This window comes from Niallia sp. Kr1, assembly GCF_050389805.1.
Taxonomy (GTDB): Bacteria; Bacillota; Bacilli; order Bacillales; family Cytobacillaceae; genus Bacillus_BD.
The window spans coordinates 3906056-3918324 of sequence record NZ_CP130945.1; the positions used below are offsets into that span (position 1 = coordinate 3906056).

At 38.6% G+C, this 12269-nt stretch carries 12 protein-coding genes; 1 reads left to right on the top strand and 11 read right to left on the bottom strand.

Annotated features, from left to right (window positions below):
* Positions 1–296: 296 nt before the first annotated feature.
* The 11 genes from Q5760_RS19220 to Q5760_RS19270 form a co-directional block, all read right to left on the bottom strand.
* A complete protein-coding gene (locus Q5760_RS19220; RefSeq protein ID WP_428909219.1) occupies positions 297–1388 on the bottom strand; it encodes an AI-2E family transporter in 1092 nt (363 codons plus the stop codon).
* Positions 1389–1449: 61 nt separating this feature from the next.
* Positions 1450–1581 (bottom strand): YrzQ family protein, encoded by a 132-nt coding sequence (locus Q5760_RS19225; RefSeq protein WP_428909220.1) that lies wholly within the window; start codon positions 1579–1581, stop codon positions 1450–1452.
* Between the two features lie 19 nt (positions 1582–1600).
* Positions 1601–1792, bottom strand: a complete 192-nt coding sequence (locus Q5760_RS19230) for a hypothetical protein (RefSeq protein WP_428909221.1) — start codon at positions 1790–1792, stop codon at positions 1601–1603.
* Between the two features lie 18 nt (positions 1793–1810).
* On the bottom strand, positions 1811–2284 hold the full coding sequence (locus tag Q5760_RS19235) for a PRC-barrel domain-containing protein (RefSeq protein WP_428909222.1): 474 nt from the start codon (positions 2282–2284) through the stop codon (positions 1811–1813).
* Between the two features lie 276 nt (positions 2285–2560).
* Positions 2561–4981: an SF1B family DNA helicase RecD2 gene (gene recD2 / locus Q5760_RS19240; RefSeq protein WP_428909223.1), complete on the bottom strand. Its 2421-nt coding sequence runs from the start codon at positions 4979–4981 to the stop codon at positions 2561–2563.
* A gap of 37 nt (positions 4982–5018) precedes the next feature.
* A complete protein-coding gene (locus Q5760_RS19245; RefSeq protein ID WP_428909224.1) occupies positions 5019–5666 on the bottom strand; it encodes a tetratricopeptide repeat protein in 648 nt (215 codons plus the stop codon).
* A gap of 113 nt (positions 5667–5779) precedes the next feature.
* A complete protein-coding gene (gene mnmA, locus Q5760_RS19250; RefSeq protein WP_428912638.1) occupies positions 5780–6895 on the bottom strand; it encodes a tRNA 2-thiouridine(34) synthase MnmA in 1116 nt (371 codons plus the stop codon).
* Between the two features lie 18 nt (positions 6896–6913).
* On the bottom strand, positions 6914–8056 hold the full coding sequence (locus Q5760_RS19255; RefSeq protein ID WP_428909225.1) for a cysteine desulfurase family protein: 1143 nt from the start codon (positions 8054–8056) through the stop codon (positions 6914–6916).
* 50 nt (positions 8057–8106) lie between these two features.
* Complete coding sequence (gene cymR, locus Q5760_RS19260; RefSeq protein ID WP_428909226.1) at positions 8107–8526, bottom strand: cysteine metabolism transcriptional regulator CymR; 420 nt, start codon at positions 8524–8526, stop codon at positions 8107–8109.
* Position 8527: 1 nt separating this feature from the next.
* Entirely contained in the window at positions 8528–9202 is a 675-nt protein-coding gene (locus tag Q5760_RS19265) for a YczE/YyaS/YitT family protein (RefSeq protein WP_428909227.1), read from the bottom strand.
* Positions 9203–9297: 95 nt separating this feature from the next.
* The gene (locus Q5760_RS19270) at positions 9298–10584 is read right to left on the bottom strand and encodes a replication-associated recombination protein A (RefSeq protein WP_428909228.1); all 1287 of its coding nucleotides are present in this window, start codon (positions 10582–10584) and stop codon (positions 9298–9300) included.
* A gap of 263 nt (positions 10585–10847) precedes the next feature.
* On the opposite strand from Q5760_RS19270, the gene Q5760_RS19275 reads away from it, so the two are divergent.
* Complete coding sequence (locus Q5760_RS19275; protein WP_428909229.1) at positions 10848–12263, top strand: alanine/glycine:cation symporter family protein; 1416 nt, start codon at positions 10848–10850, stop codon at positions 12261–12263.
* The last annotated feature ends 6 nt before the right edge of the window (positions 12264–12269 follow it).

Genomic DNA, 12269 nt, shown 5'->3' on the forward strand with positions numbered 1-12269 from the left:
AGGAGCTTTTACTCGCGGTACCACCCTGATTATGAGTACAAAAAGAAATACTCATCTCTCAAAAGCCTTAACGCGGCTCACGGCAGTGATTAACTGCATTCAGGAGTAGCTTTCTGTTATCCTTCATCTAGAGCTTCTTGCAGCCTGGGAAGCTCCTCTCTTACGCATCAGTCGTTTAGATGGACTATAACGTACTTTTTCCGTCAACATGTTAAAGTAATTTTATTTTTTCACTCAAATTATAGCGATTTAATCAAAGGCTTGTCAACATTTACTAGAATTAGCGATTGTTGGATTTATGATTTATCATGAACGGGCTCTAAAACCTCACGTTTCTTCTCTAAATAGACCTTTAAATGAAGCAAACTAACTTTCAACACGGCTATTATTGGAACAGACAAAATCATCCCAAGGATCCCCCCTATTTCACCGCCCGCAAACAAAGCAAACATAATCACCAATGGATGCATATGTAGACTTTTCCCGACAATCATGGGCGCTAAAATATTGCCCTCTAAAAATTGTAATAATAAAACGATGACAAGTACAATGATCACCATTTTAACAGAAATGGTCGCAGCAATTAAGACCGCGGGGATCGCGCCAAAAACGGGACCGAAGTACGGAATGACATTGGTAATTCCAATAATGAGTCCCAATAACAGCGGATACTTCATATCAAAGATCCAAAAAGCTAAGCTCGATATTGCCCCAATGACAACACATACTAAAATCTGCCCTCTTATATAACCTCCGAGCGATTTATCAATATCTCGAAGTAATATACTACCTCCGGTCCGCCACTTTCTCGGGGATATATACCAAATCGCTTTTTTAATCGTTCCATAGTCCTTTAACATATAAAATGAAATGACAGGAATAAGGGCAATCATAAAGACATTCCCCAAAATACCCCAAGTTGAATTAATTATGCTGGTAATTTTCTGTTCCAGCCCTTTTTCAATGGATGATATTCCCTCGTATACTCTTTTTTGAATTCCATCTGGCCAAGCAGCAGTTTTCTGTTGGATGTAATGAATAAACTCCATATATTGTTGAGAAAAAACGGGGACACTCTGAGCTAAATCTTTTAATTGCTTGATGATTTCTGGTAGTCCTTTATATACTCCATATCCAATTCCACCAAAAAATAAAAAGTAAATAAAAAAAACCGCAACGCCTCTATGTAAACCGGCTTCATGAATTTTTTCGATGATAGGGTGCAATAAATAAGTGATAAATCCTGCGATCAGAAATGGCAGAAATATGGTTATAATTAATTCAACAAGTGGCTGCCAAAAAGGTTTCAGTTTGACAAACACAAATAAAACGATCATTAAAAGGAGTAGAAATCCTAATCGATAATACCATTTTACACGGATATCCATCTCTCTCTCCTCCTACTGTATATGAAAATGGGATAACCTTAAATAGGTTACCCCTTATGGACTAAAACATTCCTTTAATCCCTTTTTTAAGCTTTCTCATATTGCGATTGGAGACTAAATTGTTTTTCTGTGCATAGTTATAAGCCGCAACACCTGCACCTACAGCAAGCATTGAAGTGATGACTTTGTTCATAATGTTCACCTCAATTTATTTATAAAATGAATCGGCGATCATCTTCTCCAAACAAATCATCTAACGAACTTAATGTGCCATCTTCTTCTACTTGATGGGTATGAATGACCCCTTGTGATACGGACAATTCAATGAAGCAATTCCAACAATAGTATTGGTTAATTCCAATTTTTCCAATATCTTTGCTTTGACAATTTGGGCAACTAAACATGGGAGTTCCACCTCACAGTTATTTTACATTCACTATGATGGCATCCTTCCCAATAGCGGGCGGTTCGTCCGTTTTAACAACTCGTTTACCTTCCAAAATATCTGAAAAGAAGCCATCTGAGCATTTATACCCTACGATTCTTCCCACTTCTTCCAGAAAATATACATCTTCTAGTAATCCAAGTTGTTCCCCTTGCTTTGTCATTAGAGTTTTCCCGATTAGAGAGTAACCGACTTCAATTGTCTCGCTGTCTGTTGTTTCATTTACCAGTTCTAACAGACTTTCATCTTCAATCATTACCCCATCCTGACCGAAAGAGGACACATGTTCAAGGTAGATAATATATGTTTTTTTCAAGACTACGCCTTTTTTTAGCAACAATCCCTTTACTACACCGTTATCTGTAAGAGATAAATCACATACTTCACCGATTTTTGAACCGGTTTGGATCTCAAATACTGGCATGCCTTTTAACAATGAAAATGTTCGCAAAGAGTTTCCCCACCTTCCCGAACATTTTTATTATCTCCTGAAATTGAGGATTAACCATACAAGAAAGATTTACAAAAAAGAGGTCTGTTTTTCATAAAAATAACGCAAGGGGAATTTAATATTTCCCCTGCGTTATTCGGAGGTTGCGGTGCTTTTACCGGGTGAATCTGACCTTCGAGTAGCCTCAGACTCTGCTACTGCTTTTAATCGGAAGATCGTCCGAACTAGAACCAGCTTCGGACTCTGGCTCCACACTTTTGAGCAGGTCTAAGTTATTTACATAAAATGATAAGGGCTAACCCCTTCCATTCCAATCATCGGATCTACGTTCATTAACATGTCCTCATAAGGAAGTTCTTGGATCTGGGCAGAAGCATCCTCTGAAACCGGAGTTGCTTTCACTTCTTCACTCACTACTTCGCCTAACCCCTTCAACTTTTCTGCTAAGGTGGTCTGTCGTGACTGTTCGTCTGCACGTTGAATTCCCTGCTTTAGAGCATCTTCTTCTCCACAAAGAATTAAAAATTGCTTACTTCTTGTAATGGCTGTATAAATCAAATTTCTACGTAACATTCGATAATAGCTTTTTACAATCGGCAAAATGACTATCGGAAATTCACTTCCTTGGGCTTTATGTACAGAGCAACAATAGGCAAGTGTAATTTGCGACAAGTCTTGCTTCGTATACGTAACTTCTGTTCCTTCAAATGATACAACTACCATATCCTGTTTTTCGACATTTTCTTTTGCGTAAAACACGGAAACAATTTCTCCCATGTCGCCGTTAAAAACATGTTGATCCGGTTGATTGACGAGCTGGAGAACTTTGTCTCCAACCCGAAAAGTTGTATCTCCGTAAACAATTTCTTTACGTTTTCCATCGGGATTGCCATTTAATGCTTCTTGTAACACCTTATTCAGTCGATCAATGCCGGCTGGTCCCTTGTACATTGGTGCTAATACTTGAATATCTCGAGCTGGATACCCTTTTTTCACAGCATTTAATACCACTTTTTGCACAACATCTGCAATTTGCCCTGAATAACATTTTATAAAAGAACGATCTTTTGTAGCTGTCGAAACATTTACAGGCAGCTGACCATCTTTAATATCATGAGCAAGCTCAATGATGGAGGAGCCTTCTGCCTGACGATAAATGTCGGTCAACCTTATCGTCGGAATCCGTTCGGAACGCAATAAGTCCTTTAATACTTGACCAGGACCAACAGACGGGAGCTGGTCTTCGTCTCCTACTAAAATGACTTGAATATGCTCGGGTAATGCTTTAAATAGTTTATTCGCTAACCAAATGTCGACCATGGAGCTTTCATCAACAATTAATATTTTCCCTTCTAGGGGATGATCTTCATTGTGATCAAAGCCATCATTTCCATTCCAGCCTAATAAGCGATGAATCGTGACCGCAGGAAGTCCTGTTGATTCTGTCATCCGTTTGGCTGCTCTTCCAGTTGGTGCCGTTAATAAAAATGGGAATGGTTCCTCTTTTTTATAATCATTTGGGTTCAATGAACAACCGTGAAGTTCAGCATAAAGTTCTACAATCCCTTTGATAACCGTTGTTTTCCCGGTTCCAGGACCCCCAGTTAGAATTAATAACGGTGACATTAAGGCGGTTTGAATGGCCTCTCTTTGAGTTGGTGCATACTGAACCCCTAATCGTTCTTCTAAACTCCCTAAAGCCAAAAGAAACTCAGATTCTGGAAATGCTTCAGCATATTCCGTTTGAGAAAGGAGCTTTTCTATACTTGTGACAAGACCTTTTTCCGAAAAATAAAGATAGGGCAAGTAAAAACGCTGGTCCTCGCCAATAATCTTGCCTTCTTCGCCAAGTTTTATTAATTCAAGTGTAATGTCATCAAACTCAATACGATCCCGCTGATTTTCCTCTAACAGGGATTGAACTCTCACTAATAGATCTTCTGCTTTTACATAGACATGTCCATTTTGCAGGGACTCTTGCTCTAACACATACAGACACCCAGCCTTGATCCGATCTGGATGATTTCCTGAAATCCCCTGTTGAAATCCGAGTTCATCTGCGCGAGCAAAGCCAATTCCCTCCACATCCTCAACTAATTTATAGGGATTCGTTTGAATCACATCTAACGTTGTTTCTTTGTATGTTTGAAAGATTCTCATCGACAACTGAGGACCAAATCCGTACTGATTTAATGCAATCATTGCTTGTTCAAGTCCTTGATGCTCCATCAGCGTGTCATATAAACTCTTGGCTTTTTCAGGTGGCAACTTAGGTACACTATCTAATAAAGACGGTTGATTTAAAATCTTCGTGATGGCATTTTCACCAAGCGTCTCAACAATTTTCTCCGCTGTTTTCTTCCCTATTCCTTTAAACAGTTCACTTGAGAGATAGCTGACCACCCCTTGTTTAGACTGCGGAATATCTTTTCGAAAATGCGTGGCTTGAAATTGTAAACCAAACTTTGGATGGTCCTTCATTTCACCATAAAAAATATAATACTCTTGTTCATGGATCGCAGGAAAATAACCGGTTATAACTGCTTCTTTATCCTCATAATCCATATTTGTATCGTCTACTCGAATCCGTAAGACCGTATATAAGTTTTGTTCATTATGGAAAATCGTAACGATCGGTCTTCCTTTTATATATTTCGATTGTTCTCCAAATAAATCAAGAGAATCTTGTTTCTCCAATCATAACACCTCCCTTGCCCGTCTCACTTTAGAGTGATTATGATTCTAATAATTTTTTACCATGACCGGCGAGGATGTGCTCTGGATCTAGCTCTAGAGCTTTATTAAACATGTCTAAAGCTTTCTCGCCATCTTCTTTAAACCCATAGGCTACACCTAAGTTATAATAAGCATCTGCATGAGATTGATCTAATTTTACGCATGTATGAAATTGAACGATCGCTTCCTCAATGTATTGTTCATTTGCTAAACAAAGCCCATATTGAAAGAACGCCTCTGCATCCTGTTCATTTAATTCTGTGCATCTTTGTAAATAAGGGAGGGCCAGTCTCGGTTGTTCCATAGCGATGAAAGACATTCCCAGCATAAAGAAGTTATCACTAGACTCCAAACCTTTTTTCAGTGCTGTTTCAAACATGTTTACTGCTTGTTGAAACTGCTCCTGTTCATAATAAAGATTCCCCATACTATAATAAGCAGAAGCAGCATTTTCATCGAGTTCGATCGCTTTTTGAAAAAATTGCAATGCCCGCTCAGAATCACCTAATGTTGCTAACAAATTTCCAAAGTTAATATAACCAATCGGGTCTTTGGGATTTTCTTCGATCATTTCTGTAAATGTTTTTACCGCTTCCTCCCACTTACCCTCTTGCATGTATTGAATTCCTAATAGATTCTTATCCATATTTCCAACTCCAACCTCAAGATTATCTAATAAAAAAGTATAGCATATTTTTCACATGAAAGGAGAGATGCCGCGTAAACAAAAAACACTTTGGTTGAAAAACCAAAGTGCCATTATCCTACATACGTAAGTTTCATATCATTGTTAAAAACTTCATCAATCGTACCGCCGCCAAGGCATTCTTCATCTTTGTAAAAGACAACAGCCTGTCCAGGGGTCACAGCTCGAATCGGTTCATGGAAAATCACATTGGCTTTATTGTCTTCTAACAACTCCACCGTTACTTTATTATCGGGTTGACGATATCTAAATTTAGCTGTGCATTCAAAAGTTGTTTGTTTTTCTCGATCGGAAACCCAGCCAATATCCGTAGCTAGAATCGAAGTAGAATACAGTTTTTCATTATGGAAGCTTTGTCCAACATAAAGAACATTTCGTTTCAAATCTTTCCCGATCACAAACCAAGGTTCACCTGCACCACCGATTCCAAGACCATGTCTTTGACCAATCGTATAGTACATCAAACCGTCATGTTTCCCGACTACTTCCCCATCTAGCGTTTCCATTTGTCCTGGTTGCGCAGGCAAATATTGACTCAAGAACGTCTTAAAGTCCCTTTCTCCAATGAAACAAATTCCAGTGCTGTCCTTTTTCGTCGCTGTAGCAAGACCTGCCTCTAAAGCAATTTCCCTCACCCTTGATTTTTTAATATCTCCGATTGGGAACATGACTTTTGAAATTTGCTCTTGTGAAAGTTGATTTAGAAAATACGTTTGATCTTTATTTTCATCGATTCCGCGAAGCATTTTATATTCGCCATCACGGTACTCAACTCTTGCGTAATGACCTGTTGCTAAATAATCAGCACCCAAGTTCATGGCATGCTCTAAAAAGGCTTTAAATTTAATTTCTTTATTACACATAACATCAGGATTTGGCGTTCTTCCTGCTTTGTACTCATCAAGAAAATAAGTGAAAACTTTATCCCAATATTGTTTTTCAAAATTTACGGCATAATAAGGGATGCCAATTTGATTACATACTCGAATCACGTCTTCATAATCTTCGGTGGCCGTACAAACGCCATTTTCATCGGTATCGTCCCAGTTCTTCATGAAAATCCCAATGACATCATATCCTTGTTGTTTTAAAAGGTAGGCTGCTACAGATGAATCTACTCCACCTGACATCCCAACCACAACACGAGTATCTTTTGGATCTTTCAACAGTGCCCCTCCTTTCGATCATTAACGTAATAATCGATTCACAATTTTAGAAACTTCTTCGCCTACATTTTTAATTTGCTCCACTGAATTCGTTGTACCAAAACTAAAACGAATGGAGTCTGCAATTCTAGGTGATTCTTGTCCAAACATAGCGACAAGCACATGCGAAGGATCAACTGTCCCTGCTGTACAAGCAGAACCACTTGAAACCGCAATCCCTGCTAAGTCTAAATTAACAAGCATCGCCTCAACATTTGTTCCTGGAAAACTTACATTCAAGATATGTGGGAGTGATTCCTCCAGTTTTCCATTTATATGAAAGGTAATATCGTTTGTTTTTAATGTGTCAATAAGCACTTCTTTATATTTTTTATATTGCTCACATCTCATGTCTTGCTCATTTTGAATCTTTTTTACAGCTTCAAAAAAGCCTGCAATAGCTGGAACATTTTCTGTTCCTGCACGTCTTTTTCGTTCCTGCTCTCCACCAAATAGACGAGGAGACAATTGAATTCCTTTTTTCGCATAAAGAAACCCAATCCCTTTTGGCCCGTTGATTTTATGAGCTGATACACTGAGTAAATCAACCTTTAATTCTTTTACACTCAATTTTTCAATTCCGTACGCCTGAACAGCATCACTATGAAAAATTGCTTGGTGGTCTTCAAGGATTTCTCCCATTTTAGCTATCGGCTGGATAGAACCTACTTCATTATTTCCGTACATGATCGTAACAAGAATTGTATCAGCACGTAAGGCATGTTGAAAATCGGTTAGCGAGATCTCCCCGTTCTCATCAACAGGTAAATAAGTAACCTCAAACCCTCTTTTTTCAAGTTCCTGACAAGCATGCAGTACGGCATGGTGTTCGATCACACTTGTAATAATGTGTTTTCCTTTATCACGATTGGCCTCTGCTACACCAAAAATGGCATAATTATCGGCCTCCGTTCCACCGCTCGTAAAAATGATTTCTGTTTCAGTGGCTCCAATACTTTTGGCGATCCCTGCTCGTGCATCATCAATGATTTTTCTTGCCTCACGACCAAACCAATGGATGCTTGATGGATTTCCGTAACTGTTTACCATCGTTTCAGTCATTTTTTCAATGACTACAGGATCTGTGGGAGTTGTAGCCGCGTGATCGACATATATTCTTTCCAAACCTTTCACCTACTTTACAAAAAAGAATAAGCTTTTCCGTTTAAGAAAGCTTAAATATAGAACATATATGAATCAACTTCACCATCGTCTGTATGGTTTGCAAGGTCTTGAATGGTTGTGCTATCTAATACATCTTTAACTGCATCTCTGATTCTTATCCATAATGCCCGTTTTACCGGTTCTTCATCCTCAATTCCTTCAACAGGTGTGATCGGACCTTCAAGAACACGAATAATATCACCAGATGTAATTTCTGATGGCTCTTTTGCTAACACGTAACCGCCATAGGCGCCACGAATACTTTTTACTAGACCAGCATTACGCAATGGAGAGATCAGTTGTTCTAAATAATGTTCAGAGAGATCGTTTGCCTGTGCAATCGATTTAAGTGACACAGGACCCTCTCCGTATTTTTTTGCCAATTCAATCATAATGGTTAAGCCATATCGACCTTTGGTAGAGATTTTCATTTTAAACACTCCTATTATATTTTTCAATCATTTGTTTTGACTGTTTCTTCATTTTCTTTAAAATCAAATCGGTCAACTTTTGGCATTGTGGCAATGCAAAACCAGCGATCACACCAATTAATACACTATAAACGATGGTTCCCCAAAATAAAGGACCCCCTAGTTGCCAACCAATCAGAACCGCTGCTAATTCTAGAGTTGTACGAACAGGTCCCACTTTCCATTTTGTAATCGTCGTAATTGCCAGCATTAAACTATCCCGAGGTCCGGCACCTAATTGTGCGGAAATATATAATCCCATGCCATAACAATTAATGAATAACCCACAAATAAACATAACGATTTTACCAACGGTCGTATCTGGTGTTTGTAAAAAAGGAAGCCATAAAAACATATCCATAAAAAGACCTACTAGCACCATATTTATAAACGTTCCGATTGGTGGAAATGATTTAAGCAAAAGACAGGATAATAGGACAATTCCAATTCCTATAATAACATTCCAAGTACCAATGGTTAATCCAAATTGGTAAAATAAACCTATATGCAAAACATCCCACGAAGCAGGTCCAAGGTCAGCGACGATCACAAGAACAATTCCTAGTGACATGACAAGTAGCCCAAGGATAAAAATAGAAAATCTTGGACCTAATTGACCCGTATATTTTTTGTACATTGTACCCTTCCAGTCTGCTTAAAAAGCATAGTATTGAGATAGACTTTTGTTATTATATCATAATTTCATGGTCTTTGGAGGGTTTCCCATTTCCTTCATGATTTTTCCTTAAACTGTTGAAGCCTTTTATAAATAGCCCCCAGCCTTTTTTCTTCTCCTGCTTCTACAGGTTGATAGTATTCGGTTCCTTTGAGGTTTTCTGGTAAATACTCTTGTTTAACCCAACCACCAAATGTTCCAATTGGATGATCATGTGGGTATTGATAGCCGACATGACCTAAAACAGCAGCCCCAGCATAATGACTATCCCGTAAGTGTTTTGGAATGTCCCCCACTTTTCCCTTCCGAATATCATCAATCGCTTTATCTAATGCTTGATAAGCAGAGTTCGACTTTGACGACAAACACATTTCTACAACAGCAGCAGCTAGTGGAATTCTCGCCTCAGGCAGTCCAAGTCTTTCACTTGCTTGAACGGCAGCGAATACATGACTACCGACATGGGGATTGGCTAATCCAATATCTTCATAGGCAATCACTAATAATCTTCTATTTACAGAAATTAGATCTCCATTCTCAAGTAAATGAGCTAAATAATAGAGCGCCGCATTTACGTCACTTCCACGAATGCTTTTTTGGAGTGCAGATAAAAGATTATAAAAATGAGACCCTTTTTTGTCACCACCCACTCCAACTCGTGAGATCATCTTTTCAATGGTGGCATCCTCTACTATATACGTATCGTCGTCCATATCAGAAGCATAGACGATTGATTCTAACATCGTTAATGCCTTTCTCGCGTCCCCATTAACGCCCTCTGAAATCCGCTGTATTTGATTCTCATCTATTTTAATAGACAGATTCCCTAATCCTTTTTCCTTATGGGATAGAGCACGTATGATTAAATCTTTAATATCATCTTGAGATAATCTTGTTAATTGCAATATTTGTCCACACCGACTACGTATGGCTGGGTTCACATCGTGAAAGGGGTTTTCGGTTGTCGCACCAATTAAAATAATACTGCCATTTTCAACATGTGGCAGTAAATAATCCTGCTGTGCCTTATTAAAGCGATGGATCTCATCTAAAAACAAGATCAGTTTTCCCGTTAATTTGGATTCTTGAACGACTTCCTCTACGTCTTTCTTTCCCGATGTTGTTGCATTCAGTGCGATAAATGGAAGTTTCGTCGTTCCTGCAATTGCATGTGCAAGAGAGGTTTTTCCGATTCCAGGTTCACCATACAATAACATGGAAGGTACATACCCGTTTTTTACCATCTTATATAAATTGGTCCCAACCCCAATAATTTCTTTTTGCCCTACGATTTCATCAATGGTAGCTGGTCGCATACGATAGGCAAGTGGTTCTAAGTTCAATTCCATCACCTCCAGTAAGAAATCCCTGTTTAATCCTTCTTTTATTATAACGTAAAAACGTATCATATTTACAGTTACCGCTTTTTCTTGTATAACATTTTTGTCAAATTTAACGAATTAAAAACTTATACTTTGTGTATTTCCACAAATAAAAAATATTACTTTACGATCATTTTTGTGAAAATAACATAATGGTTTGTGTGATTGAACATGTTACAATTTTAAATGTAAGCGCTACCATATAATGAATAGGGAGGCATATCATGGACATAGTTGCAGTATTAAACAAAATAAATGCGGTGTTATGGGGAACACCAAGTTTAATCCTTTTATTTGGAACTGGGATACTGTTAACCATTATGCTTAAAGGGCTTCAATTTAGAAAGTTAGGGTATGCATTTAAATTAGCTTTTACGAAAGAAGGTCAGCAACAAGACGCTGAAGGTGATGTGAGTAATTTTAAAGCGCTAATGACAACTCTTGCTGGGACTATCGGGATTGGGAATATTGCTGGAGTAGCAACAGCAATCACAGTAGGTGGACCAGGCGCCATTTTCTGGATGTGGATCGTTGGTCTGTTTGGCATGGCTACCAAATATGCTGAAGCAATTCTTGCGATGAAATTTCGTGTTAAAAATGCAAACGGAGAATATTCAAGTGGCCCTATGTATTACGTAGAAAGAGGTCTTGGGAAGAAATTCAAATTCTTAGCTGTTGCCTTTGCTATCTTTGGTGCTTTTGCAGCACTTGGAATTGGGAATAGTGTACAATCGAATACGATTGCTCAAGTAATGAACACTTCCTTTGGTGTAGCTCCAATGATGACAGGCATTGTCCTTGTTGTATTAGTTGGTCTCATTATTATGGGCGGGCTGAAAAGAATCAGTGATGTCGCTGGTTTTCTTGTTCCCATTATGGCGATCTTTTATCTAGCAAGTTCGCTAATCATAATCGGAATGAATTTTGACCAAATTATTCCCGCTTTTAAATTAATCTTCTATTATGCTTTTAATCCGATGTCTGCAGTAGGTGGTTTTTCAGGGATCTTAGTATCAGAGGCAATTCGCAGTGGTGTTTCTCGTGGTATTTTCTCAAATGAAGCAGGCTTAGGAACTGCAGCCCTTATTGCTGGGAATGCTAAAGCAGACCATCCGGTAAAAGGTGCGCTTGTTGCGATGACTGGTACCTTTATTGTTACGATTATTGTTTGTACAATGACTGGGCTTGTCCTCATGTTCTCAGGATTCTGGGATCCTACAGGTGGACAATTATCGGGCGTTGCTTTCGAGACTGGTCTTGAAGGCGGGGCTTTAACGACAGCAGCATTTGCTGCAAACCTTGGCAAACTTGGAGAATACATTGTTGCGATTTCGATCATATTCTTTGGTTTCTCTACAATCGTTGGATGGTATGTATATGGGGTTAAATGTTTCGAGTATTTGTTTGGCGTCAAAGGGATTAACAGTTATCGGGTTATTTATGTGTTCGCTTGTGGCATTGGAGCGATTACCAGTCTAACAACCGTATGGGCATTTGCAGATATGGCAAATGCACTTATGATGATACCAAACCTAGTCGCTCTCATCTTACTTAGTAAAGTCGTTGTAAGTGAGACAAATGATTACTTTGAAAATCATTACAAGTTAGTCAAAGACAAAAAGTCTGAAATCGCGAGTTAATTAAAA